This is a genomic window from Massilia pinisoli (assembly GCF_024753285.1).
Lineage (GTDB): Bacteria > Pseudomonadota > Gammaproteobacteria > Burkholderiales > Burkholderiaceae_D > Telluria > Telluria pinisoli.
Genome location: NZ_JANUGW010000010.1, coordinates 160,213 through 182,977, shown reverse-complemented (window position 1 = coordinate 182,977; position 22,765 = coordinate 160,213). Strand labels below are relative to the sequence as shown.

The window sequence follows — 22,765 nt, the reverse complement described above, 5'->3', positions numbered from 1 at the left end:
CTACGTTCGCAGTTCCGTAGGGTGGACGGCAGAGCCGTCCACCCTACAGTGCGGGGTTCAGCAGGGTCTTGTCGACCGACATATCGACCGCCCGCGCAACAACCACCGTGACATTGTCGCGCCCGCCATTGGCCAGCGCCAGCCCGATGAGGGTCTGCGCCGCCTGCGCGCAATCGCCATCGGCCAGCGTCTCGCGGATTTCCTGCTCCGACACCGGATTGCTGAGACCATCGCTGCACAGCAGGAAGATGTCGCCATCGCGCGCATCCAGGGTCGCCATCTCGACCTCCAGGATGTCGCTCGCGCCCACCGCGCGCGTGATCATGTTGGCGCCGACAGAGGCCGCCGCCGCATCGATGCCGCGCGCCTGCAGTGCCGCGGCCTGGCTGTGGTCGCGCGTGAGCTGCTGCAGGCGGCCCTGGCGGTACAGGTAGATGCGGCTGTCGCCGGCCCACACGCACGCCACGTCCGTCCCGCAGGCCAGCAGCACGACGACCGTGCTGCCCATCACGGGCACGTGGCGCGCGCGCGCCTCCGCGCGCAGCGCGTCGTTGACCTGCTCGAGCGCGACGCGCACGGCATCGACGAAGCGGGAAAGGCTGCTCGCCGCCGGCAAGCGGTCGAGCGCTTCGACGACGGTGCGGCTCGCCAGGTCGCCGAATGCATGACCGCCCATGCCGTCCGCCACGGCCCACAGGCCGCGCTGCGGCTGCGCGAGGCAGGCGTCTTCGTTGCGGCTACGCACCCGCCCCACGTCCGACTGCGCGGCGGACGTCCAGTGGAGGGCGGGATCGCAGCTCATGGCCGGCTCGGGCTTCAGGTCGTCGGGCGTACGGCTTTGTTGAGACTGCTTTCATCCACGCCCACGTTCAGCGAGGCGTTCGCGCCGGTATTGTTGACCGACACCATCTGATACTGGTTGATCATCTGGTCGGCGTAATTATTGATCTGGTAAAAATTGATCACGGGCGTCTGGCGCGGCGCCGCGTCGACGTACGGCAGGATCCAGCCGAACACCCACGGCGCCCCGCCACCGCCGTTGATGACCGACATGGCCTTGCGGTCCAGTGCCATGCTGGCAGGAAGATCGTTGACGGTAATGGTAGCCATATGCCTCTCCAGACGGGAAGAAGGGAGACCGGAGGCCGGTCTCCCCAGTGTAGTCCAAATTTTCTGCTTGTCGCGGTCCGTCGTGTGTTCTTTCAACGGCGCACGATCGTGTTCTTGCCGTTCTGCGCGACGTCGTTGTCGACGTGGACGCCCTCCACGAATGCCGAACCGTTGGCGGTGGCGGTGAGCGAGCTCTGCGCCTGGCCGAGGTTCTGCATCGCATGGATCGACGAGTCGTCGCTGCCGGCATATTTGATGTCGCCGAACATGTAGGACGCGGCGTTGACCTTCCACCCGCCGCGCACGGCAGACATGGTCGGGCGGTCGAGGCGTTCGCTGCGGGCGAGGTCGGTGATGATCACGGTTTTCATGGCGGTCTCCGGTCAGAACACGGCGCGGTTCTCGCCCCACAGCGAGGCGGCCAGGCGCACATCGGGGCCGACGAAGCCCGCACCGACGACGCCATTGTTGTTGAGGACATTGACGCTGATTTGCTGGAACTGGCCGAGTTGCTGGTTGACGTTCACGTTGACGTTGACGTCCTTGCCCACGCCCACGCCGGCGAAGCCGCCGCGGACGGTTGCCATGGCTTGGTTGTCGAGTGCGGCGCTGTGCGCCAGGTCGCGGATTTGAATGGATGACATGATGTTCTCCTGTATGCGTAGTGTTTGTATGGTGGGAGTGCCGCGCGGGAGCGGGATCGGTCCCGCGCGGCAGCAACTCAGCCGATGATCTTGTTCTTGCCGTTCTGGTGCGTCGTGTTGTTCACGGTCACGCCGGCCAGGAAGGCCGAGTCGTTGGCCGTCGCCGTCAGCACGTTCTGCTCCTGGCCCAGGCTCTGCATCGCGTTGATCGACGAGTCCGAAGACGGGGCGTAGGTGAAATCGCCCATCTTGAACGACGGTGCGTAGTATTCGTTGTGGCCGCCGCGCACAGCCGCCATGGCGGTGCGGTCCAGTTGTTCGGCGCGGTCCAGGTCTTTGATGGTCAGGGTTTTCATGGTGTTCTCCTCAGATTGGGTGCGAAAATGGTTTGGATAAGTTGCGTCGATCAATGACGCACGATCACGTTCTTGCCGTCTTGCGACACGTTGTTGTGGACGCTCACGCCGTCGACGAAAGCCGAACCGTTGGCCGTGGCCGTCATCACGTTCTGGATCTGGTTCAGGCTCTGGCTGGCATTGATCGACGAGTCGGACGTCGGGGCGTAGGTGTAATCGCCGAACGTGTACGACGGTGCGATGTATTGGTTATGGCCGCCGCGCACGGTGGTCATGGTGGCGCTGTCCAGGGTCTCGGTGCGGGCCAGGTCGGTGATGATCAGGGTTTTCATGGTCAAAGCTCCTTAAGATTTCGGTTGGTTGGTCGAGGCATTTATCTGCGCTCGATGGACTATTTGCGAAATGCGTGCCAGGTCTTCGCGCCAGCTTGGCGTCGCACGGTAAGTCATTGAAAAACAACGAGAAATCGCCGAAAACTCAGCATTGAGGAAGCCTGCGTCACACAGTCTGGCGCATGGGACCTGACGGGTCGAATCCAACACATTCAAGAGGCTGTTCGGTGCGATCCAACATGAACTGGCCGTGAGCCCGGCACGTTGCCGCAGGCCGCGGCACGGCGCAGCACTGCGAAATTTCATGTCCAGGGTTGGCAGTTTTTGTCATTGCAATCTTGCCTTTCAGCGCATCAAATGCACGACATACATATCAACAACGACCGTGCGCAGGCAATGACCGGCGATTGTTGAAATCGATTTCTCAACAGCCCGGACAGGAGGAGATACCAGGCCGGGCACCTTCACGAAAGGTATAACAAGCAATGAAATCACTGTTATCGAAGGCAATGTTCGGCGTGGCGGTATGCGCCGCGCCGTTTGTACACGCGCAAAGCTGCGGCAGCGGTGGCGGCGCAACCGTCTGCCTCACCGCGACCGGCAACGGCGGCAACGTCCAGTTGAACTGGACCGTCAGCGGCAGCGCCGTCAGCGGTATCCAGGTCTATCGCGACATGGATCCAGATCCCACCGGACGCGCTCGCATTGCCCAACTGGCCAACTCGGCCACCAGCTACACGGACAGCACGGCCACGCCCGGCGTCGCCTACTGGTACTGGGTCAAGTTCACGGCCGGCGGTAACAGCTATAACTCCGGCGTCGCCCGTGGCGTGCGCGTGGGCGTCATGCGCAACATGACGAGCATGCAGATGTCGACGACGATGATGCCCGGCTGGAACCTCGGCAACACGCTGGAAGCGTCCGGCACGTACGTATGGGGCAGCAGCACGTTCGCGGAAGGCAATTGGGCCCCTGCAGCCACGCAGGCGATGTTCAACAGCATCAAGGCGGCCGGTTTCAAGAGCGTGCGCATTCCGGTCTCGTGGAAGCAATACGCGGACGCCAGCGACAACATCAGTCCGCAGTGGATGGACCGTGTGACGACGGTCGTGAACTATGCCCACAACGCGGGCCTGGTGGCGATGATCAACATCCACTACGACGGCGGCTGGATGCAGCCGACCTATGCCCAGCAGAGCACGGCCAATGCGCGCCTGACGAAGTTCTGGACGCAGATCGCCAACAACTTCAAGAACCACGACGACACGCTGCTGTTCGCGGGCACGAACGAAGTGCACGTCGAGGGCAACTACAATGCGCCGACCGCGGAAAACTGCGACGTGCAGAAGGGCTTCAACCAGGCCTTCATCAATGCCGTGCGTGCCACGGGCGGCAACAATGCGACGCGCCACCTCGTCGTCCAGGCGTACAACACGAACATCGACTTTTCGACGTCGTGCAACGTGACGATGCCGGGCGACTGGGTCGCGAACCGCCTGTCGATGGAAGTGCACTTCTACGATCCGTTCGACTTCACGCAGACGTACAACTCGACGTCGTGGAAATGGGGGCAGGCCGCCAATCCGGGCGGCTGGGCCAACGAGCCCTATGTCGACGCCGAGTTCCAGAAGATGAAAACGAATTTCGTCGACAAGGGCGTGCCCGTGATCCTGGGCGAATATGCGGCGGTGTCGCGTGCGCAATACGACCCGGCCGGCACGTATCGCAAGTACTGGGACCAGTACATCACGCATTCCGCGTTCACGCATGGCATGGTGCCGATGTACTGGGATAACGCCGGCACGAACGACCAGCAGTCCGGCCTCTTCAACCGCTCGACCGCTGCGCAGGTCTACCCGGACGTGATCAGCACCATCGTGAACGCAGCCAAGTAACGGTCAGTGTGTCCTGCTTCCCGGCAGGTATTCGGGCGGCCCTGGGCCGCCCTATTGCATGAAACGGAACGGTTCAGCGCGACGACGGCTTGTCGCTGCCCGGCCTTGCGGCCGCGATCCGCACCGGATCGAACAGCCGGATCCTGGGCGAGACGGGCCGTACGAAGCGTCCGCCCGCGCGCAGGCGCGACCCGCCCGCGATCGCGAGCATCGCCTGGCGGTCCAGTTCGGTGTTGTCCGATAAATCCTTGATGACGATGGTAGCCATGATGCCTCCTTGGAATGGCAGGTTAACGGGCTGAGTCCCCCTGCCGGGACAGGCCGGCAAGGGGATGGTGCAAAGGGCGGCGGTCTCAGATCACGACCTTGTTCATGCCCTTCAGTGCGGCGGCCACATCGATATCGGGGCCGACGAACCCGGCGCCGATCACGCCGTTGTTGTTCAGGACGTTCACGTCGATCTGCTGGAACTGCGCCAGTTGCTGATTGACGTTCAGCGTGACGTTGACGTCCTTGCCGAAGGCGCTGCCGCCTTGCACTGCCGACATCGCCTGAGAGTCCAGTTCGTTGCGATGCGACAGGTCGTGGATTGCGATGGATGACATGGGTCTCTCCCGTTCAGCCGACGATGACGTTCTTGCCGTTCTGGTGCGTCGTGTTGGTCACGCTCACACCGGACAGGAAGGCCGAATCGTTGGCCGTTGCCGTCATCACGTTCTGCAACTGGCCCAGGCTCTGGGCCGCGTTGATCGACGAGTCCGACGACGGGGCGTAGGTGACGTCGCCCATCTTGTACGACGGCGCATACACGCTCCAGCCGCCGCGCACGGCCGCCATGGCGGTGCGATCCAGTTGTTCGGCGCGGTCCAGGTCCTTGATGATCAGGGTGTTCATATCGATGCTCCTTGAAAGTATAGTCAATGATGGTGTTGTCAGGTTCAGCGGACGATGACGTTCTTGCCGTTCTGGTTCGTCGTGTTGTTCACGGTCACGCCCTCCAGGAAGGCCGAGTCGTTGGCCGTCGCCGTCAGCACGTTCTGCTGCTGGCCCAGGCTCTGCAGCGCGTTGATCGACGAGTCGGACGACGGGGCGTAGGTGAAATCGCCCATCTTGAACGACGGTGCGTAATATTCGTTGTGGCCGCCGCGCACTGCCGCCATGGCGGTGCGGTCCAGTTGTTCGGCGCGGTCCAGGTCTTTGATGGTCAGGGTTTTCATGGTGTTCTCCTCGGATTGAATTTGAATTGCTTCGATCAGTGACGGACGATCACGTTCTTGCCGTCTTGCGACACGTTGTTGTGGACGCTCACGCCGTCGACGAAAGCCGAACCGTTGGCCGTGGCGGTCATCACGTTCTGGATCTGGTTCAGGCTCTGGCTGGCGTTGATCGACGAGTCGGACGTCGGGGCGTAGGTGTAATCGCCGAACGTGTACGACGGTGCGATGTATTGGTTATGGCCGCCGCGCACGGTGGTCATGGTGGCGCTGTCCAGGGTCTCGGTGCGGGCCAGGTCGGTGATGATCAGGGTTTTCATGGTCAAAGCTCCTTTAAGGTTTCGTTTGGTTGGTCGAGGCATTTATCTGCGCTCGATGGTCTTATTGCGAAAGGCGTGCCAGGTCGTTCCAGCACGCGCCAATCCATACGCAAGCCATTGAAAACAAAGAGATTTTTGTAAATACGGCCGCAAAACTCGGCGGTACGGCTACGGCGCTCGGCATCGGCCTCTGATGGGTCCGATCCAACACTTTTCGAGGACCTGTTCGGCGCGATCCCACACCCTCGCTGGGGGGAGCGGCGTGCGCCCCTTGATCATCCGGCGTTTCATGGTAGTCTCAAGAAACGCCCGGGATACAGACAACACTATGGACAGCCTCGCCCACGCGATCCGGCAATTGCAGACCGGCGCCTTGCCGCGTACGGAGTTCTTTGCCCAGGTCGACCACGTGCTCGAGACCGCTCCCGAGAGCGTGGGCCGACTGCTCGAAGTCTTGAGCGAGGAACATGCGCGCAAGCCGCTGCCGGGCGAGGTCTACACGGAAATCCAGCACCGCATCGAGCGCCTGATCGTGGCGCGCCAGCGCAAGGGCGGCGACGACACGTTCGTCCAGACCCGCCCCGGCGCGAACACCTTGCGCGAGCCGCCCCCGTTGCCGCCACGCAAGGATGAGCTCGAGCGCGATCCCGAACCCGAGCGCATGAAAGGCGTCGGCGACACGCTGAACAACCGCTTCGTGCTGGAAGAATGCATCGGCTTCGGCGGCATGGGCACCGTCTACAAGGCGCTCGACCTGCGCAAGCTGGAAGCGTCCGACCGCAAGCCCTATATCGCCATCAAGGTCTTGAACGTCCAGTTCCGTGGCCATCCGAAATCGCTGATCGCCCTGCAGCGCGAGGCGCGCAAGGCGCAGGCGCTGGCGCATCCGAACATCGTGTCCGTCTACGATTTCGACCGCGACGGCCCGATGGTCTACCTGACGATGGAATACCTGAAGGGCAAGCCCTTGAGCCAGGTGCTGCGCGCGCCGGGCTTTGCCGGCATGCCCTATCCCGACGTGCTGCGGATCGTGACGGGCATGGGCAACGCGCTCGCGTACGCGCACGCGCACGGCTTCGTCCACTGCGACTTCAAGCCCGGCAACGTCGTGCTCACGGATTCGGGCAACGTCAAGGTCATCGATTTCGGCATCGCGCGCGTGTTTCAGAAAACGGAAGAGGACGTCGACGTCACCGTGTTCGACCCGGGCAGCCTGGGCGCGCTCACGCCCGCGTATGCGAGCCCGGAAATGCTGGAACACCTCGACCCCGACCCGCGCGACGACATCTACGCACTCGCCTGCATCGCCTACGAAATGCTGACGGGACGGCATCCGTTCACGGGCGCGTCCGCACTGCAGGCACGCGGCGCCGGCATGAAACCGCAGCGTCCGCCCGGCCTCGGGCGCGGACCGTGGCATGCGCTCAAGTGCGGCCTCGCGCTCGAGCGGAGCGCGCGCACGCCCACGGTCGAGCGCTTCCTGCACGACTTCGGCTCGGGCGCATCGAAGGCGCGCTACGGCATGCTGGCCGGCGCGGCGGCGGGCGTCGCCGTGGCCGCCGCGCTCGGTGCGGCCGGATGGCACTGGATGCACGGCAAGCCGCCGGCGCCGACGACGGTTTCCACGCAACCAGCACCCGACGCCGCGCCGCCCGTCGCCGTTCACGAGCCCGTCCAGGCGGCGGCGCCGCCGGCCGCGACCGTGCCCGCACCTGCACCTGCACCTGCGCCTGCGCCGACACAAGCCGCCATCGCCACCGCGCTGTCACGCATCCCCTGCGCGGCGCTCGTCGGCAACGTCGACGGCCATGCGGTGACGGTACACGGCCTGCTGTCGACGCCACCGGGCCCCGCCGGCCTGAAGGAACAGTTCGCCGCGATGCCCGGCGTCGCGGCCGTGCAGCTCGACGTTGCGCAGGTTGGCCGCGACAAGTGTCCCGTGCTGTCGGCCCTGGGGCCGTACTGGGCCGCGTACCGCCAGGCCGGCGGCGGCGCCGCGATCCGTCTCGCGGGCGCGCACGGCCCGGACGCGCAGCTGACCGAGGGCGATTCCCTGATGGTCGACGTGACGACGCCGGCCGTGGAGTCGTATATCGCGGTCGATTATTACTCGCTCGACGGCAGCGTCACGCACCTGCTGCCGAACGCGCGCGCCCGCGACAACCGGGCACCGCCGAACTACACGGCCACCATCGGCAGCCTCGGCGAGTGGGGCATCGGCAAGCCGTTCGGCGCGGAGCTCGTCGTGCTGGTGACGACTCCGGCGCCGCTGTTCGACGGCGTGCGCCCGATCTCCGAGCCGGCCGCGGGCTACCTGGCCGACGTGGCCGGCCGCCTCGACAAGATGCGCGCGAAGGGCCCGATCGCCGTCGAGTTCCTGCAGATCCACACGCGCCCGCGCTGACGCTGCATCACTTGAGGCTGCGCGCGACGCGGAACCCGTTCTGCGAATGGCGCACGCTCGCGTCGTATTTGAAGCGGGTGGACGCGACCATGTAGGCCGCGCCTTCGCGCCACGACCCGCCGCGGATGACGCGCACGCGGCAATCGGACTCGTCCCACGCGCGGCCGTCGGCGGGCGCGCCCTTGTAGTTGTTGTGCCAGCAGTCGGCGACCCATTCCCACACGCCGCCGCTCGTGTCGTACACACCGTACGGATTGGCGGCGAAGGTGCCGACGTTCGCGGGCGCGTCCTCCGCCCACGGCTTGCCGCATTCCTTGCAGTTGGCCTTGCCCTGCGCCATTTGTTCTCCCCACCAGTAGCGCGTGGCCGTACCGCCGCGTGCCGCGCGTTCCCACTCGGCTTCGGTGGGCAGGCGGTACGGCTTGCCGCTCGAGGTCGCCAGCCATTTCACGTACTGCTGCGCGTCGTCCCAGCTGACGTCGCGCATGGGCGCCGTCGGGCTCGTGTCCGGCCGCTGGGCGATCTTCTGGCATGCACCGGCGGCCGCGCACGCGTTCCACTCCTGCACGGAGACTTCGTAGCGGCCGATCGCGAACGGCCCGACCGTGACCGCATGCGCCGGCTTCTCGCTGGGGTCGCTCGTATTGTTCCCCATCGTGTACGTGCCGCCGGGAATCGAGACGAGTGTCGGACAGGCCGGGCAATCCTTGATGTCGGTGCCGGCCGCGACCGTGTGCGCGGGCGCAGTCGTCGCAGCGGGCGCGGGCGCAGTCGTCTTCGCAGGCGGCGGTGGTTTCGGCGCCGCTTCATGCACGATGGGCGGCGGCGGCTTCGGTGCGGTCGCCTGCGGCTGCGCCGCGCGCAGACGGGCCAGGCGTGCCTGCGCGAGCGCGGCGAAACGGCCTTTCGGATACTGCTTCAGGTAGGCCTCGTAATCACTGGCCTGGTTGCTGTCCTTGATCGATTCCCAGAACGCCAGTTCGAACTGCTCCGCGCTGTTCTTGGGGACGACGCCGACGAGCTCGATGCGCGGCGCGCGGTCCTGCGCGGCTGCCACGCTCACACACGCCGGCCCCGCCAGCACGCCAACCATCAGAAGACGTTGCCACATGATGCTCTCCCGCTCCCATTTGGCTGCATTCGACAGAAGTGCCTTGCGATCTGGCTCCGAGTGTGCCAGATTTAGAAGTATTGACGCGCACCTCAGCTTGCCCTAGCCAGGAGCTATCGATCATGCGCTTTCCTTTGTTATTCCCTGTCCTGCTGACGGCGGCTCTGTGCGCCGGTCCTGCCGCCGCGCAACGGAGCACGGCGCCCGAAAACGCGCAGGTGTATTTCATCTGGCCCCACGACGGCACCGTGATCAATGGCGGGAAGTTCTGGGTGCGGATGGGCCTGCGCAACATGGGCGTCGCGCCGAAAGGCACCGCGGTCCCCAACACGGGCCACCACCACCTGCTGATCGATACCGACCCGCCGCCGATGACGGAACCGATCCCGAACGACCGCAACCACCTGCATTTCGGCGCCGGCGAAACGGAAGCGCGCGTCGAACTCCCGCCCGGCAAGCATACGTTGCAACTGCTGCTGGGCGACAAGGACCACATGCCGCACGACCCGCCCGTCATGTCGAAGAAGATCACCGTCACGGTGAAATAGCCGCCGCGCCGGCCATCCGAGGGAGACCATCATGCGCAACCTGTTGCCCGCCGCCGTCGCCCTGGCGGCCCTCGTCGCCGTCGCACCGGCCGGCTCGACCGATGCCCCGTCCAACGCGTACTGTTATATCGGCTGGCCGTCGGACGGCGCCGTGGTCCCGGCGGGCAAGCCGTTCCGCGTATGGTTCGGCCTGCGCAACATGGGGGTCGCGCCGAAAGGCGTCGCCGCGAAGAACACGGGCCACCATCACCTGCTGATCGATGCGGACGTGCCGCCGGCCGGCCAGGAAATCCCGTCCGACCGCAACCACCTGCACTTCGGCGCGGGCGAGACGGAAACGATGCTCGAGCTGCCGCCCGGGAAACACACGCTGCAGCTCGTGATGGGCGACGACAAGCACATCGTCCACAGCCCGCCCGTGGTGTCGCGGAAGATCACGATCACGGTGAAGTGACGCCCGACCGGGCACGGAAGCGACCCCGCCATGGAACCGAACGCATCATTCGCCCCGACCAGCGGCGGCCCCGTGCGCGCGTACCTGGAATGGATGGGGACGGCATCCAGCAAGCCCGCCGTGTTCCCCCTGCATGACGAGGTCGTGCTCGGCCGCAACGCGCAGGATGCGCTCGCGTCCGACAAATACATGTGCATCCCGGAGCAGACGGTCAGCCGCCGCCACGCGCGGATCCGGCGCCGCGGCGCCAGCTATTTCGTCGAGGACCTTCATTCGAGCAACGGCACGTTCGTGTCCGGCGAGCGGCTTTCGCCCGGCACCTGGCACGAGCTGACCGAAGGCGACGAGCTGCGGCTCGCGTCCGGGCGCCTCGTGTTCCACTCGCTGCTCGTGCCCGAGCGCGGCGCGGCGCAGGCCGTGATCACGCGCTCCGTCGACGCCACGCAGTTCGCCCCCATCGTCGACACGCGCAACGCCGACCGCGACGAGCTCGAGAACACGGTGCACCGGCTGCACGCGATGGCCCAGGTCGGCATCGCGCTGGGCGCTGTCACCGACCAGGACACGCTGATCGAAAAGCTGATGAATTTTATTTTCGACCTGTTTCCTGCCGCCGAGCGCGCGTTCATCATGCTGCGCCCGAGCGAACGCGATCCGCCGCAGCCCGTCGCCGCGCGCCGCCGCGGCGGGGCCGCGGAAGACCCGACGCAGATGCGCATCTCGCGCACCATCGTCGACGAAGTGCTGGGACGCAAGCGCGCGATCCTGTCCGTCGATACATTGGCCGACCGCCACTTCGGCGCGCACGAGTCGATCGTCGCCCAGGCGATCCTCAGCGTCATGTGCGTGCCGCTGATCCTCGGCGACGACGTGCTCGGGCTGATCCAGGTCGACACCTCGTCCGACCGCAACGCGTTCCAGGACGCCGACCTCGAAATCCTCAGCGGCGTGTGCGCGGAGACGGCCGTCGCACTGAAGAATTTCCAGTTGTATTCCGACATCAAGGGCTTGCTGGACGGCTTCGTGTGCGCGTCGGTGCAAGCCATCGAGGAGCGCGACCCCGTCACGGCCGGGCACTCGTTCCGCGTAGCCGGCTATGCCGAGAACCTGGCGCTGGCGCTGGGCCGCACGGACGACCCCGCGCTGCGCCGGCACGCGTTCACACAAGCGCAACTGCGCGAGATCCGCTATGCCGCGCTGCTGCACGACTTCGGCAAGGTCGGCGTGCGCGAACACGTGCTGCGCAAGGAGAAGAAACTCCACCACGCCGACATGCGGCTGCTGGAACAGCGCTTCCGCTACGCCCGCGCCTGCCTCGAGCGGCAAGCGTGGCGCAACCTGACGGAGCGCCAGCTGCGCGGCGAGCTGGACGCGGACGCCCTGCGCCGCGAGCGCGACCGCATCGAGGCGCAGCTGGCCGACGAGGGCGCGCGCCTGGACGATTTTCTCGACACCATCGTGCGCGCCAACGAACCGGCCGTCTCGCACGGACCGCCGCCGGCCGGCCTCGACGCGATCCACGATCACGTGTGCGAAGGCATCGACGACCCGGCGTTCAAGTTGCTCGGCGACGAGGAATACGCGGCGCTCTCGATCGGCAAGGGCTGTCTGACGCCGGACGAGCGGCGCCAGATCGAAGCGCACGTGGCCGATTCGTATTCCTTCCTGATCCTGATTCCCTGGACGCGCGAACTGGCCGGCGTGCCCGCGATCGCGCACGGGCACCACGAAAAGCTGGACGGCTCGGGCTACCCGATGGGCTTGTCCGGCGCGCAGATCAGTGTGCAGACGCGCATCCTCACGATCAGCGACATCTACGACGCGCTGACGGCGCGCGACCGCCCGTACAAGCAGGCGATCCCGGCCGAACGGGCGCTCGACCTGATCGCCGAGGAATGTCGCGCCGGCCACGTGGATGAAAACCTGTTCAACGTCTTCGTCGAATCGAAGGCATGGCAGGCGCGGCCGAGCGCCTGACGACACGTCACGAGGCGAGCCATGGACACACGACTCCGTTGGAACAGCACGCACCCGGCACGGGCGCTGGCGGCGTGCAGCGTCGCCGTGCTGCTGTGCGCGTGCGCCGACGTCAGCATGAAACCGTACCAGACCCCCGACACGCCCGCCAAGACGGGCTGGGCCGGCACGCAGGCACCGCCGACCGCCCCAAGCGTGTTGATCGAGCAGGATTGGTGGAAGGGTTTCCGCGACCCTGAGCTGGACGGCCTCGTCGCGCGCGCCGTGCACGACAACGTCGACCTCAAGATCCTCGCCGCCCGCACGAAGATGGCCGGCGCACAGATCGAGGAGGCACGCGCGGGCGCGCTGCCCACGCTCGACGCGGGCGCGGGTGCCAGCTTCGAAAAGAGCACGGGGCAAAAATTCAGCAAGCAGTTCAATCTCGGTACGCAGGTGAACTGGGACGTCGACGTGTGGGGCAAGGTCGCGAAAGGCGCGGAAGCGCAGACCGCGGAATTCCACGCCACCGAAGCCGACTGGCGCGCCGGCTATCTGACGCTCGCGTCGGACGTGGCGACCACGTACTTCCAGATCCTGCAGTTCGACGAACAGCTCGACCGCCAGCAAAAGACGCTCGACAAGAACAAGCAGATCCTTGCCACGTACGAAGCGATGCAGCAGCAGGGCCTGCTGCCGGAGACGCGCGTGATCCAGCAGCGCGCCGAGATCAACCGCCTGAGCAACGACCTGATCGAACTGGGCCGGCTGCGCGCGCTGTCCGGCAATGCACTGGCGACCTTGCTGGGCGTGCCCGCCGGGAATTTCCAGTTGCCGAAAGGCGCCTTGCAAGACCGCGTGCAACTCCCGGTCGTGCCCGAGGGCCTGCCGTCCGACCTGCTGAAGCGCCGGCCCGACGTCGTGGCGGCCGAATTCCGCGTGCTCGAATCGTACGACCTCGTGGGGCAGGCCAAGCTCGCGCAACTGCCGTCGATCAGCCTGACGGGCCGCGGCGGCACGTCGAGCTTCGCGCTCGGCTCGCTGTTGAAATCGTTCACGTTCGGCCTGCTCCCCAGCATCAACTTCCCGATCTTCGACCCGGGCGTGAAAGCGCACATCAAGACGAGCCAGGCGAACAACGAGGTCGCGGAACAGCAGTACCGCAAGGTCGTGATGGACGCGTTCGCGGAGGTGGAAAACACCCTCGTCAACCTCGACGCGCACCGGCGCCAGCGCGTGGAGCTGCAGGAGCAGGCGCAGCGCCTGGGTGTCGTCGCCGCGGCGGTGGAGGCGCAGCTGAAGGAAGGCGTCGTCTCGCAGCTGGAAGTGTTCGAGGCCGAGCGCTCGCTGCTGGGCGCGCAACTGGCGCTGCTCGCGAACCACCAGCAGATCCTGGCCGACACGGTCACCTTGTACAAGGCACTGGGCGGCGGCTGGCCCCCGGTGGACGTGCGCAATGTGGCGCGCAACTGAAACCCAGCACGCGTGGCCGCCATGGCGTCCGACGTGACGATGGCCGCCGCCCGCCCCGAGACGGAGACCGGCGTGCGGATCGTGCTCGAGCCCGTGTCGCACCCCGAGCTGGCGCCGATCCAGATCCACGACAACCTGTTCGCGATCGGCCGCGCGGAAGCGCCGTTCGATGCCTACCCGCCCGAACTGTCGGCCGAGCTGTCGCGCCGCCACGCACGCATCTTCTGCGAGCACGACGCCGTGTACCTCGCCGACCTCGGCAGCACGAACGGCACGAGCCTGAACGGCGTGGCCGTCAAGACGGCGATCGCGCCGCTGCGCGACGGCGACACGGTCGGCTTCGGCAAGGTGCTGCGCTACCGCGTACACCTGCGGCACGGCGCGGTCCCGCCGCCGCGCGCGCGCCTGGCGAGCCTCACCTTGACGCCGAAGCAGGAAGACTCGGCACTGCAGACGATCGTCATCACGGACTTCCCCTTCCTCGTCAGCAAGAGCGAAGACACGTTCGCGCGCTACCGCAACAGCGAACCGGCGCAGGTGAACTACCTGTCACGCCGCCACGCGCACCTGTTCCTGAAAAGCGGCGAGCCGTATGTGGAAGACCTGGGCAGCACCAACGGCACGTTCGTGGGCGGCACCCGGCTGGAGGCGCAGGCCGTGCCGCTGCACGAGGGCGATACGCTCGCGTTCGGCGGGCGTCATTTCGTCTACCGCGCGAGCATGCAATGGGAAACGCCCGCGTCCGACACGGCGCCCACGCGCATCGGCGTCACGCAGGTCCCGCCCGGCGTCGACGTCGACCGCACGACGTTCGTCGCGGCGGCCGATTCCTTCCTCGACATCTTCTGCGTGGAGCCCGCGCAGGCGGCCGGCAACGAGGCGGAGAACACGCCCGCCGACACGGCACCGGAGGCACCGCGCGATGACACCCTCGTCGCCCGCGCCGCGCGCAGGCTGGGCCTCGAGACCGTGCCGGATGCGCGGCGCCTGGCCCGGTGGGGCGCGGCCGCGCTGGTGCTGATCGCCGCCCTTGGCTGGCTGCTGCTGCGCGGCGGCAGCCCCGAAAGCAGGACGGAAGACTTGCTCGCCCGCAGCGACTATGCGCGCGCCGCCGCGGTGGCCGCCAGCGGGCTCGATGCGGACCCGGGCAACGCCCGCCTGCGCGCGCTCGACACGGAAGCGCAGTTGAAGGCGACGTTGCCGGCGTGGATGGCGGCCGTCGACAAGAAACAGTTCGGCCGCGCGACGGCGCTGGTCGACGCGATGCGCCGCCAGGGCCGCAGCAACCCGGACCTCGTCCCGCTGTTGGCCGAACTCGACTGGGTCGTGCGCGTGCGTGCGTACGCGGCCGCGCGCGGCGGCGCGCAGGCGCCCGTGCGCGACACGGCGGACGCGGCCCGCATCCGCCAGTTCCAGAAGCAGTGGGAAGACCAGGGCGACGCGTTCCAGCGCGCCTTCGGGATCATGTCCGCCCACGTGCCGGCGTACCGCGACGCGTACGCCGCCGCGCTGAGCGATATCCGCAAGCTCGCATTGCAGGAGGCCAGCCATGAAGCTGCCAGCCCTGAAACCGAAACCCATGACGCCGCTGAGCGAAGCCCTCGAGGACCATAGCGCGGAAGGCATCGGCATCCTCACCGCCGTGCCGTGGCGTTTTACGCAAGCGCTCGTGTACGCGATGGTGGCGCTCGTCGTCACGGCCCTCGTGTGGTCGTTCTTCGGCCACGCCGACGTGCTCGTGACGGCCGGCGGCGCGCTCGTGCCCGCGTCCGACGTGCGCCGGTTGTACGCCCCCATCGACGGCGAGCTGAGCAACATCTACATCGCCGAGGGCCAGCCCGTGAACAAGGGCGACGTCGTCGCGCGGCTGTACGCCCGCGGCGCCATCGAGGCGGCGAAGAACGCGCTGGAAGCGCGCCTGAAACTCGAGGATGCGGAACGCGACTGGAAGGAATTCCCGGAGAAGAAGGCGTTGATGGAGCACCGCGTGGCCGCGCTGAAGGAAGCGGTCGAGGTCGAGGAGCGCCAGCACCGCCAGCGCCTCGCGGAAGGGACGAGCCGCCTCGCGCAGGGCCAGTCGGCGCAACAGCAGGAAGCGCGCACGAACCTCGACGAAGCCAAGCGGGCACGAGATGCCGCCAAGGACGAGGCGGACAAGTATGCGCGGCTGTTCGCGACACCAGGCGGCGGCGGCGTGTCGCAACTGCAGGTCGAGACGAAAAAGAACGCGCTGCTGGCGGCCGAGAACGCCGTGCGCGTGGCACAGTCGCGCATCACCGAACTCGGTGCGCGCCAGAGCGTCGAAGCGACGCAGGCGCGCTCGGAACTGGAGACGAGCGGCCAGGAATTGTCGAAGCTGCGCTTGCAGCTGGAAGCGGCCGAACGCGAGATGGACAATGCGGAAGACAAGATGCGGCTGCAGGTCCAGACGGCGCGCCTCGTCGCGGATGCCGCCGCCCGCATCAAGTTCGAGAACATCGACAAGGAGAACTTCCTCTTGATCGTCGCGCCCGTCGACGGCGTCATCACGGACGTCACGTCGACGCAGCCGGGCGACAAGATCCAGGCCAACACGCCGCTGGGCGGCATCGCGCCGAAGAACGCGAAGCCGATCATGAAGATCGAGATCGCCGAGCACGACCGCGGCTTCCTGCGCGAAGGCCAGCCCGTGCAGCTGAAATTCAACGCCTTTCCGTACCAGCGCTACGGCCTGATCCGCGGCACCCTGCAATTCATCTCGCCCGCGACGAAGGCGTCGCCGCAGAGCCGGCAACCCGTGTACGAAGGGCGCGTGACCCTCGACCAGGATCACTACAAGGTGGGAGAGACGGTCTATCCGCTGCGTTACGGGATGACGGCCGTGGCCGAAATCGTCGTGCGCGAACGCCGCCTCATCGATCTCGCGCTCGATCCGTTCCGCAACGTGGGCGGGTGAGCCGCGCTCTCCATACTTTCTCCATAGTTGGCGAGCAGCATGTGGGACATGCCGCCATGACGCGCGCGGCCTCACCACACACGGGATCTCCACATGCACTTTCCGAAGCTGCGCACCCTCGCGCTCGTGACGTCGATTGCCTTCCACACGGTGACACACGCCGATCCGTTGCCTCATCACCTGGGGCATTGGATGGGCAATCTCGAATCGCCGAACGGACCCAGGCTGAAAATCGGCGTGGATATCTATACCCGCGCGGACGGCATCACCTGGGCGAGCGTCGCGTCCCCTGACCAGGGCGCCTACGACATCCCGGTCAAGGCCATCCACGGCGAGCCCGGCGACGCCGTCGTGCTGGACATCGACAATGCAAGCTTGAAATTGACGTGGGCGGGCGATCATTTTCGGGGCGAATGGAGGCAAGGGAACACACTGCCGCTCGAACTCCACCATGTCCCGGGGTTTCCGATGCCGGCAAGGCCTCAAACACCGCGCCCGCCGTTCCCGTATTCGGAAAAACACGTTGCCATCCGCAGTAGAGACAACGTGGTGCTGGGCGCAACGCTCACGGTTCCATTCGCGCCCAAGCACCCGAACGTGGTCGTGCTGATCGCCGGCAGCGGCCCCCAGACGCGGCATGTCGACATGTTCGGGCATCACATGTTCGATGTGCTCGCCGACTACCTAGCGCGCCATGGCGTGGCCGTGCTCCGCTATGACAAACGGGGTGTCGCGCGTTCGAGTGGCGACTACTACGGGCACACGCTCGCCGACCTCCAGGACGATGCGTACGCCGCCGTGCAAGCGCTGGCGGCGCGCAAGCAATTCGGGCAAATTGGTCTTGTCGGCCATAGCGAAGGTTCCCAGATCGCGGCGGCAGTCGCGGCCCGGCACCCGGAAGCGGTCGACTTCATCGTATCGTTAAGCGGCGTCGGCATGTCGGGACTCGACCTGGACATCTTGCAGGACCGCCAGGCCGCGTACGATCTCGGTGCGACGCCGGCGGAAATCGAGCGGATCGTACGCTACGTGCGCCAGTACAACGAGACAGCGCTGACCACTGCGGACGGCCCTCCGCGGGTTGCTGCGCTCAAGGCCTTGTACGAACGGCTTACGCAGGACGACCAGCAACTGATCCGAAAATATCATATGGACGAAGTGACGCTGGTGCCGGAAATGGCCGCAAAGCCTTTCTTCCCCGTGTCACTCAGAACCGATCCGCGTATCGACTGGCACGACGTCCACTGTCCTGTCCTCGTGCTTGGCGGCAGCCTCGACCATCAAGTGCCGGCCAACGACAACATCGCGGGTATCGTCGACGCGCTGAAGGCTGGAGGGAATGCCCGCGTAAAGGCGGCCGTGCTGCCGTCGTTGAACCATGGTCTTCAGACCGCGCACACCGGTGGAGACGACGAATATGCCCGGATCGAAGAAACCATCGCACCCGGCGCCATGCACGAGATCGCGACATTCTCGCGAGAGCAATAAGCCCGGCAGCCTTTTTAGTCGTGCACGCTGCGCCGCCCCACGATCACGTGAAAGACGAACAGCACGGCGACAAAAAAGCCGACGACCCAGTGCAGCAGCGACCACAGCGGCCGGTCGCTTTCGCCGGCCACGTAGTAGAGGCCGTAGCCGGTCAGGGTCAGGAACGACAACGTGACGATCATCGCCCAGCCCGTCAGGGTGTTCCGGCCCGCGCGCAGCGCGCGGCGCACGTGCATGTGCAGCAGGCTGCCGACGAAGAACAGGGCGGCCATCGCGGCCGCGCCGTGCAGCTTCATCGCCCACGGTTCGAGCGGGTTCACGGATTCCCCGAACTCGGTCACGGGGCGCAGGAAATAGTGCAGCACAAGCCAGGCCGCGCCGGACAGCAGCAGCAGCAGGCCGGTCGCGTAGACGCTGCGGCGATGCCAGCGTTCGAGTTTGAAGGCGATGCGGCCGGTGGTCGGGCCGGGCAGACGGGTCATAAGATCTCAGGTCAGGAAAGCGGTGGCGCCGAACGCCGCCAGCGCCGGATGGCGACAGTCTCCCGTCGCCAGCACGACCTTGGTCAGCGCATCCGCCACGGCGCAGCGGGCAGCACGCACGGACGCGCTGGCGGCGGCAACGAGCGGCCGGCCGTCGCGCGCATCGAGCAGGGCACCGACGACGACGCCTTCATGCACGCGCGCCGAAAAATAGCTGCCCGACGTCGCCAGGGCCTCGTCGCACAGCATTATATGCCGCGCTGCCTGGCCGGGCGCACGCGGCGAGCGCACGGCCACCGGCACGGGCGCCGTCCCGAACGCGCGCAGGTCGCCCCCGGCGTTCACGCAGCCCTCGATCGCGCCCGCTTGCTGCAGGACGGCGACGGCCGCGTCGACGATATAACCCTTGGCGATGCCGCCCACGTCGATCCACCCGGCGTCGCGCTTGACGACGCGGCCATCATCTTCCAGCGCGAACACGGTGGACGACGCGCGCGGCGCCGGATGTACCTCGGCCGGCGCCGGCACGATGTGACGGTCGACGAGCCACGGCGCGCATGCGATGTCGAACGCGCCGCCGGACAGGTCGGCGATGTGCAGCGCCAGCCGCAGCACGTCCCGCGTGGCCGCATCGACGTCGACGACGTCGCCGGGCAGCGCACGGTTGATGCGCGCGATGTCGCTGGCGCGATCGTGAAAACTCATCAGGGCGTGCAGGCGGGCGATCTCGGCGAACGCCTGCGTGACCGCATCCTGGCCCGCGCCATCGTCGACGGTGATCTCGACGAGGGTCCCGAGCCAGGGCTGCGCGCGGCGGATCATCTGGCCAGCGCGACCTGCGCCACGGCGGCGATGCGGCGCACGCCGTCCGTGACGTGCGTGCACGAGAGCGTCGCGCCGCTGATGTTGTTGATGCCGGCGCCGATGCGCAGGTCGCCGCTCCTCGCGCTCTTGCCGACGAATTGCCGGCGCCATGCGGGCAGCCGGATCTCGCTGCCGTGGCTTTCGCGGTAGGCGAGGATCTCGACCTGGCGCACGCTGGCGTCCGGGTTGAGGCCGACGGCGTAGGAGATGAGCTCGAACTTGCCGATCACGTCGTCGAGCACCATGTAGCCGAGCAGCGTGTCGCCCTTGTACGCGCCGACGACGCGCCACTGCGCCGACCGCGTCGGCAGCCCGGATGCCTGCTCGACCTGGCGCATCTGCGCCGTGTCGAGCGCCAGCGGGTGCGGGCGGAAGGCATCCGCCTCCGGGAACATCAGCTTCTCGGCCTGTTCCGGGCTAAGATACTGCGTCGCGAAGGCGGGTGCGGTGACGGCGCAGGCGGCAAGGACGGTCAGGGGAACGTAACGCATGGCACCTCCGGATACCGATCGATCAATAAGCGAAGCCGACGCCCAGGTTCACGCGGTCGAGCGTCTTGTCTTCGCGGAATTTCTGGTAATCAGCCTTCAGGACGACGCCCTGGCCAATCATCAGGTTGGCGCCCACGGTCCCGACGCGCTCGTACGGCGTCGTCGGCACACCGAGGCCCGCCGGCACCTGCGCGTACGTGCGGGCCGTGTTGAAGCTTTCGAAGCGTGCGAACGGGGTCAGAGCATAGTCGGCGTTCTGCCACAGTTTATACGCGGCCTGCAGGTACCACCCTGCGAAGCTGCTCGGAACGGGCGTCGGGTTGCCGACGAACGTCGCGTTCAGCGCTTCCGTGTTCGAGATGCGGCCGTAGGCATACAGCGCGGACAGGTCCCACGCGCCCGGCGTGTAGCGGGTGTGCAGTTCGGTCATCGTCACGCGCGCGTCGTTGCCGGCGAAGTCTTGTGTCTTATGGCCCGCTTCGCCCGTGAACACGGAACCGCCCACGAGCAGGCCCGGCACGCCGCGCCAGTTCAGCGCACCGTGCACGGCCAGGTTGCGCGACTTGGCCAGCTGGCCTTCCTGGTGGATGGCGCCCAGCGGCGATTCGCGGCCTTCGCTCGATGCCGGGTCCCACTTGGTGAGATCGAAACCGGTCGTGAGGCCCGTGTCCCACGTGAAGCCGTCGCCGAATTCGCCGGACAGGCCGATACCCGCTTCGCGCCACGTCGTCGGGATGATCGCCGTCTCGACGAAGTTGCGCTCGACGCCGTAGTAGGCGGTCGGCTCGTGGTTCTGGTTCAACAGGCCCACCGGCATCAGGAACAGGCCGGCCTTGCCGCGCAGGCCGTTGTTGAATTCACGCTCGACGTACATCTGCTCGATGGCCGACTCGCCGCTGTCCGACGCCGACGCGATCGCGTGTTCCCACTCGAATTCGGCGACCACTTTCGTCTTCTCGTCGAAGCGGTGCTGGATGCCGATCACGGCGCGGCGCAAGTCGGTCTGCGCGCCGCTCGCATTGCGCACGGGGTGGTTGTAGTTCACTTCGCCGTAGCCGGAGAACACGGTGTCGGACGCGAGGGCCGAGGCCGGTGCGGCGGTCGCAGCGGCGGCCGGTGCCGTCACGGCAGGCTGCACGGGCTGGGCCGGTTGCACGGGCTGGGCCGGCGCGGCGGCCGCTTGCCCGCGCTGCGCCGCGAGTTCCGCCTTCACTTTTTCCAGTTCGGCCGCGAGCTGCTCGACACGTTTCGCCAGGTCGGTGTCCTGGGCCAGGGCGGCCGCCGGGGCGGAGAAAAATGCGGCGGCCAGGGCCGCGCTGAGGATGCGTTGTTTCATGGATTGTCCTAAAGGTGGAATCAGGGGCGATAGCCGTCGGTGAGCGTGCCGAGGAACTGGACGAGGTCGGCGATCTCCGCCTCGTCCAGCGCGGGCGCCATGCCCGGCTGGCGGTTGTACGGGACTTCCGTCGTGTTCACGTTCTTGCGCATGGCCGGCGGCAGGTCGTTGAACTTGTCCACGGTCCCGTCGGCGTTCAGGGGATACCAGCGCTCCGGGTTCGTGTCGCGCGTCACGTAGAAGCGGACGACGTCCGTCAGGTTCGTGAACGCGCCGTTGTGGAAGAAGACCTTGCGCGTGGCTACGTTGCGCAGGGTCGGCACCTTGAACGCGCCGCACAGGTCCGTGCGCGCCGCGAGATCGGTACGGTCCGGGCCGCACAGGCCCAGGTCGAAGTAGGCCGCATCCAGCGTGGCGGGGATGCGCGCGTTGCGCGGCACGCCAAGGTTGTCGTAGCTGAAGTCGGTGAACAGCGGGGCGCTGCCGTCGGCGCCGCGCGCGCTCGTGTGGCAGGCCGCGCAATTGCCCTTGTTCGGATCGTTGAACAGCGCGAGGCCGCGCAACTCCGCATCCGACAGCTTGGCCTTCCCGGCCAGGAACGCATCGTATTTCGAATCGAACGGGTGGAAGCGCGGGTCTTCGTTCTCGAATTGCTGCAGCGCGAACTGGGCGCGGTTGAACGCCTGGTCGACGTTGTCGAAGATGTTGTCGCCGAACGTGGCGCGGAATTGCGCCGCGTACGCGGCCTGCTTCAGGCGCGCGACGACGTCGGCCTTGGTGGCGTTCGCCATCTCGTGCGGCGCGAGGAACGGACGCTCGGCCTGCTCTTCCAGCGTGCGCGCGCGGCCGTCGCGGTCGAAACCGCCGACGGGCGTGCCGTCCGCCTCGAAGTGGAATGCGGGCGTGCGCTGCATGTAGCGCAAGGTCGGCGACGCGCGGAAGCCCGGCACGTCGCCGTTCGGGCCGCCCAACTGGACGGCGAAATCGTTCGTCGGGCCGTGCGCGTTGTCGGGGCTGTGGCACGTCGCGCACGACTGGCGGCCGGATGCGGACAGCGACACGTCGCCGTAGATCTTCGCGCCCAGCGCGGCGCTGGGGCTGAACGACGTCTCCACCGCATCCGTGGACGTGGCCGGCGCGGGACCGCCGTCGCCGCCGCCGCCGCACGCCGTGACGGCAACCGCGATCAAAAGGCTCAGCAACGAGGCGGCGCGGCGGGAAGATGGGTGGGACATACGCAAATGATAATGGAAATCTAAATGAGAACCATTCTAATTTATGCGTATATGCTTGACAACGGACGGACCGGGTTTACGGCCCGATCCGTCGAGTTCTGTATCCAGTTTGCAACG

Annotated in this window: 26 protein-coding genes; 9 read left to right on the top strand and 17 right to left on the bottom strand. The window is 66.7% G+C overall.

Features of this window, described 5'->3' with window-relative positions:
- Positions 1-43: 43 nt before the first annotated feature.
- The 6 genes from NX784_RS15710 to NX784_RS15685 form a co-directional block, all read right to left on the bottom strand.
- A complete protein-coding gene (locus tag NX784_RS15710) occupies positions 44-802 on the bottom strand; it encodes a PP2C family protein-serine/threonine phosphatase (RefSeq protein WP_258817620.1) in 759 nt (252 codons plus the stop codon).
- Positions 803-816: 14 nt separating this feature from the next.
- Entirely contained in the window at positions 817-1,110 is a 294-nt protein-coding gene (locus tag NX784_RS15705) for a hypothetical protein (protein WP_258817619.1), read from the bottom strand.
- Between the two features lie 92 nt (positions 1,111-1,202).
- Positions 1,203-1,481: a hypothetical protein gene (locus tag NX784_RS15700; RefSeq protein WP_258817618.1), complete on the bottom strand. Its 279-nt coding sequence runs from the start codon at positions 1,479-1,481 to the stop codon at positions 1,203-1,205.
- 12 nt (positions 1,482-1,493) lie between these two features.
- On the bottom strand, positions 1,494-1,754 hold the full coding sequence (locus tag NX784_RS15695) for a hypothetical protein (RefSeq protein ID WP_166865023.1): 261 nt from the start codon (positions 1,752-1,754) through the stop codon (positions 1,494-1,496).
- 77 nt (positions 1,755-1,831) lie between these two features.
- A complete protein-coding gene (locus NX784_RS15690) occupies positions 1,832-2,110 on the bottom strand; it encodes a hypothetical protein (protein ID WP_258817617.1) in 279 nt (92 codons plus the stop codon).
- Positions 2,111-2,160: 50 nt separating this feature from the next.
- Entirely contained in the window at positions 2,161-2,442 is a 282-nt protein-coding gene (locus NX784_RS15685) for a hypothetical protein (RefSeq protein WP_258817611.1), read from the bottom strand.
- A gap of 485 nt (positions 2,443-2,927) precedes the next feature.
- On the opposite strand from NX784_RS15685, the gene NX784_RS15680 reads away from it, so the two are divergent.
- Positions 2,928-4,337: a glycoside hydrolase family 5 protein gene (locus NX784_RS15680; protein WP_258817616.1), complete on the top strand. Its 1,410-nt coding sequence runs from the start codon at positions 2,928-2,930 to the stop codon at positions 4,335-4,337.
- 73 nt (positions 4,338-4,410) lie between these two features.
- On the opposite strand, the gene NX784_RS15675 is transcribed toward NX784_RS15680, so the two are convergent.
- The 5 genes from NX784_RS15675 to NX784_RS15655 all read right to left on the bottom strand — a co-directional run bounded on the left by NX784_RS15675 (position 4,411) and on the right by NX784_RS15655 (position 5,871).
- On the bottom strand, positions 4,411-4,605 hold the full coding sequence (locus tag NX784_RS15675; protein ID WP_258817615.1) for a hypothetical protein: 195 nt from the start codon (positions 4,603-4,605) through the stop codon (positions 4,411-4,413).
- Between the two features lie 85 nt (positions 4,606-4,690).
- A complete protein-coding gene (locus tag NX784_RS15670) occupies positions 4,691-4,942 on the bottom strand; it encodes a hypothetical protein (RefSeq protein WP_258817614.1) in 252 nt (83 codons plus the stop codon).
- 13 nt (positions 4,943-4,955) lie between these two features.
- Positions 4,956-5,231 (bottom strand): hypothetical protein, encoded by a 276-nt coding sequence (locus NX784_RS15665; protein ID WP_258817613.1) that lies wholly within the window; start codon positions 5,229-5,231, stop codon positions 4,956-4,958.
- A 44-nt stretch (positions 5,232-5,275) separates the two neighbouring features.
- The gene (locus tag NX784_RS15660) at positions 5,276-5,554 is read right to left on the bottom strand and encodes a hypothetical protein (protein WP_258817612.1); all 279 of its coding nucleotides are present in this window, start codon (positions 5,552-5,554) and stop codon (positions 5,276-5,278) included.
- 35 nt (positions 5,555-5,589) lie between these two features.
- Complete coding sequence (locus NX784_RS15655) at positions 5,590-5,871, bottom strand: hypothetical protein (RefSeq protein ID WP_258817611.1); 282 nt, start codon at positions 5,869-5,871, stop codon at positions 5,590-5,592.
- Positions 5,872-6,199: 328 nt separating this feature from the next.
- Between NX784_RS15655 and NX784_RS15650 the strand changes: the two genes are divergently transcribed.
- Positions 6,200-8,275 carry a serine/threonine protein kinase gene (locus NX784_RS15650; RefSeq protein WP_258817610.1) on the top strand — a complete coding sequence of 692 codons (2,076 nt, stop codon included), beginning with the start codon at positions 6,200-6,202 and terminating at the stop codon, positions 8,273-8,275.
- 7 nt (positions 8,276-8,282) lie between these two features.
- On the opposite strand, the gene NX784_RS15645 is transcribed toward NX784_RS15650, so the two are convergent.
- A complete protein-coding gene (locus NX784_RS15645) occupies positions 8,283-9,386 on the bottom strand; it encodes a formylglycine-generating enzyme family protein (RefSeq protein WP_258817609.1) in 1,104 nt (367 codons plus the stop codon).
- A gap of 122 nt (positions 9,387-9,508) precedes the next feature.
- Here NX784_RS15645 and NX784_RS15640 point away from each other — a divergent pair, with 122 nt between their 5' ends.
- The 7 genes from NX784_RS15640 (at position 9,509) to NX784_RS15610 (ending at position 18,240) form a co-directional block, all read left to right on the top strand.
- Positions 9,509-9,934 carry a DUF4399 domain-containing protein gene (locus NX784_RS15640; RefSeq protein WP_258817608.1) on the top strand — a complete coding sequence of 142 codons (426 nt, stop codon included), beginning with the start codon at positions 9,509-9,511 and terminating at the stop codon, positions 9,932-9,934.
- A gap of 31 nt (positions 9,935-9,965) precedes the next feature.
- A complete protein-coding gene (locus NX784_RS15635) occupies positions 9,966-10,388 on the top strand; it encodes a DUF4399 domain-containing protein (protein ID WP_258817607.1) in 423 nt (140 codons plus the stop codon).
- A gap of 30 nt (positions 10,389-10,418) precedes the next feature.
- Positions 10,419-12,365, top strand: a complete 1,947-nt coding sequence (locus NX784_RS15630; protein ID WP_258817606.1) for an HD domain-containing phosphohydrolase — start codon at positions 10,419-10,421, stop codon at positions 12,363-12,365.
- A gap of 21 nt (positions 12,366-12,386) precedes the next feature.
- Entirely contained in the window at positions 12,387-13,817 is a 1,431-nt protein-coding gene (locus NX784_RS15625; protein WP_258817605.1) for an efflux transporter outer membrane subunit, read from the top strand.
- 21 nt (positions 13,818-13,838) lie between these two features.
- Entirely contained in the window at positions 13,839-15,431 is a 1,593-nt protein-coding gene (locus tag NX784_RS15620; RefSeq protein ID WP_258817604.1) for an FHA domain-containing protein, read from the top strand.
- A complete protein-coding gene (locus NX784_RS15615) occupies positions 15,367-16,752 on the top strand; it encodes a beta-barrel domain-containing protein (protein WP_258817603.1) in 1,386 nt (461 codons plus the stop codon). The genes NX784_RS15620 and NX784_RS15615 overlap by 65 nt, the downstream gene beginning before the upstream one ends.
- Before the next feature lie 93 nt (positions 16,753-16,845).
- Positions 16,846-18,240, top strand: coding sequence for an alpha/beta hydrolase family protein (locus NX784_RS15610; RefSeq protein ID WP_258817602.1), 1,395 nt, complete (start codon positions 16,846-16,848; stop codon positions 18,238-18,240).
- A 14-nt stretch (positions 18,241-18,254) separates the two neighbouring features.
- On the opposite strand, the gene NX784_RS15605 is transcribed toward NX784_RS15610, so the two are convergent.
- Genes NX784_RS15605 through NX784_RS15585 form a run of 5 tightly spaced genes read right to left on the bottom strand, consistent with a single transcriptional unit; the run spans position 18,255 to position 22,648 of the window.
- Positions 18,255-18,722 (bottom strand): DUF4405 domain-containing protein, encoded by a 468-nt coding sequence (locus NX784_RS15605; RefSeq protein WP_258817601.1) that lies wholly within the window; start codon positions 18,720-18,722, stop codon positions 18,255-18,257.
- 6 nt (positions 18,723-18,728) lie between these two features.
- Positions 18,729-19,544: an FAD:protein FMN transferase gene (locus NX784_RS15600; RefSeq protein ID WP_258817600.1), complete on the bottom strand. Its 816-nt coding sequence runs from the start codon at positions 19,542-19,544 to the stop codon at positions 18,729-18,731.
- Positions 19,541-20,077, bottom strand: a complete 537-nt coding sequence (locus NX784_RS15595) for an FMN-binding protein (RefSeq protein ID WP_258817599.1) — start codon at positions 20,075-20,077, stop codon at positions 19,541-19,543. Before NX784_RS15595 ends, NX784_RS15600 begins: the two co-directional genes overlap by 4 nt.
- Before the next feature lie 22 nt (positions 20,078-20,099).
- On the bottom strand, positions 20,100-21,413 hold the full coding sequence (locus NX784_RS15590) for a putative porin (RefSeq protein ID WP_258817598.1): 1,314 nt from the start codon (positions 21,411-21,413) through the stop codon (positions 20,100-20,102).
- Positions 21,414-21,433: 20 nt separating this feature from the next.
- Entirely contained in the window at positions 21,434-22,648 is a 1,215-nt protein-coding gene (locus NX784_RS15585; protein WP_258817597.1) for a cytochrome-c peroxidase, read from the bottom strand.
- Between the last annotated feature and the right edge of the window lie 117 nt (positions 22,649-22,765).

Bases quoted from the DNA above. Each gene is read 5' to 3' on its own strand.
- NX784_RS15710 (WP_258817620.1), bottom strand. From the start codon at position 802: ATGAGCTGCGATCCCGCCCTCCACTGGACGTCCGCCGCGCAGTCGGAC.
- NX784_RS15705 (WP_258817619.1), bottom strand. From the start codon at position 1,110: ATGGCTACCATTACCGTCAACGATCTTCCTGCCAGCATGGCACTGGAC.
- NX784_RS15700 (WP_258817618.1), bottom strand. From the start codon at position 1,481: ATGAAAACCGTGATCATCACCGACCTCGCCCGCAGCGAACGCCTCGAC.
- NX784_RS15695 (WP_166865023.1), bottom strand. From the start codon at position 1,754: ATGTCATCCATTCAAATCCGCGACCTGGCGCACAGCGCCGCACTCGAC.
- NX784_RS15690 (WP_258817617.1), bottom strand. From the start codon at position 2,110: ATGAAAACCCTGACCATCAAAGACCTGGACCGCGCCGAACAACTGGAC.
- NX784_RS15685 (WP_258817611.1), bottom strand. From the start codon at position 2,442: ATGAAAACCCTGATCATCACCGACCTGGCCCGCACCGAGACCCTGGAC.
- NX784_RS15680 (WP_258817616.1), top strand. From the start codon at position 2,928: ATGAAATCACTGTTATCGAAGGCAATGTTCGGCGTGGCGGTATGCGCC.
- NX784_RS15675 (WP_258817615.1), bottom strand. From the start codon at position 4,605: ATGGCTACCATCGTCATCAAGGATTTATCGGACAACACCGAACTGGAC.
- NX784_RS15670 (WP_258817614.1), bottom strand. From the start codon at position 4,942: ATGTCATCCATCGCAATCCACGACCTGTCGCATCGCAACGAACTGGAC.
- NX784_RS15665 (WP_258817613.1), bottom strand. From the start codon at position 5,231: ATGAACACCCTGATCATCAAGGACCTGGACCGCGCCGAACAACTGGAT.
- NX784_RS15660 (WP_258817612.1), bottom strand. From the start codon at position 5,554: ATGAAAACCCTGACCATCAAAGACCTGGACCGCGCCGAACAACTGGAC.
- NX784_RS15655 (WP_258817611.1), bottom strand. From the start codon at position 5,871: ATGAAAACCCTGATCATCACCGACCTGGCCCGCACCGAGACCCTGGAC.
- NX784_RS15650 (WP_258817610.1), top strand. From the start codon at position 6,200: ATGGACAGCCTCGCCCACGCGATCCGGCAATTGCAGACCGGCGCCTTG.
- NX784_RS15645 (WP_258817609.1), bottom strand. From the start codon at position 9,386: ATGTGGCAACGTCTTCTGATGGTTGGCGTGCTGGCGGGGCCGGCGTGT.
- NX784_RS15640 (WP_258817608.1), top strand. From the start codon at position 9,509: ATGCGCTTTCCTTTGTTATTCCCTGTCCTGCTGACGGCGGCTCTGTGC.
- NX784_RS15635 (WP_258817607.1), top strand. From the start codon at position 9,966: ATGCGCAACCTGTTGCCCGCCGCCGTCGCCCTGGCGGCCCTCGTCGCC.
- NX784_RS15630 (WP_258817606.1), top strand. From the start codon at position 10,419: ATGGAACCGAACGCATCATTCGCCCCGACCAGCGGCGGCCCCGTGCGC.
- NX784_RS15625 (WP_258817605.1), top strand. From the start codon at position 12,387: ATGGACACACGACTCCGTTGGAACAGCACGCACCCGGCACGGGCGCTG.
- NX784_RS15620 (WP_258817604.1), top strand. From the start codon at position 13,839: ATGGCGTCCGACGTGACGATGGCCGCCGCCCGCCCCGAGACGGAGACC.
- NX784_RS15615 (WP_258817603.1), top strand. From the start codon at position 15,367: ATGAAGCTGCCAGCCCTGAAACCGAAACCCATGACGCCGCTGAGCGAA.
- NX784_RS15610 (WP_258817602.1), top strand. From the start codon at position 16,846: ATGCACTTTCCGAAGCTGCGCACCCTCGCGCTCGTGACGTCGATTGCC.
- NX784_RS15605 (WP_258817601.1), bottom strand. From the start codon at position 18,722: ATGACCCGTCTGCCCGGCCCGACCACCGGCCGCATCGCCTTCAAACTC.
- NX784_RS15600 (WP_258817600.1), bottom strand. From the start codon at position 19,544: ATGATCCGCCGCGCGCAGCCCTGGCTCGGGACCCTCGTCGAGATCACC.
- NX784_RS15595 (WP_258817599.1), bottom strand. From the start codon at position 20,077: ATGCGTTACGTTCCCCTGACCGTCCTTGCCGCCTGCGCCGTCACCGCA.
- NX784_RS15590 (WP_258817598.1), bottom strand. From the start codon at position 21,413: ATGAAACAACGCATCCTCAGCGCGGCCCTGGCCGCCGCATTTTTCTCC.
- NX784_RS15585 (WP_258817597.1), bottom strand. From the start codon at position 22,648: ATGTCCCACCCATCTTCCCGCCGCGCCGCCTCGTTGCTGAGCCTTTTG.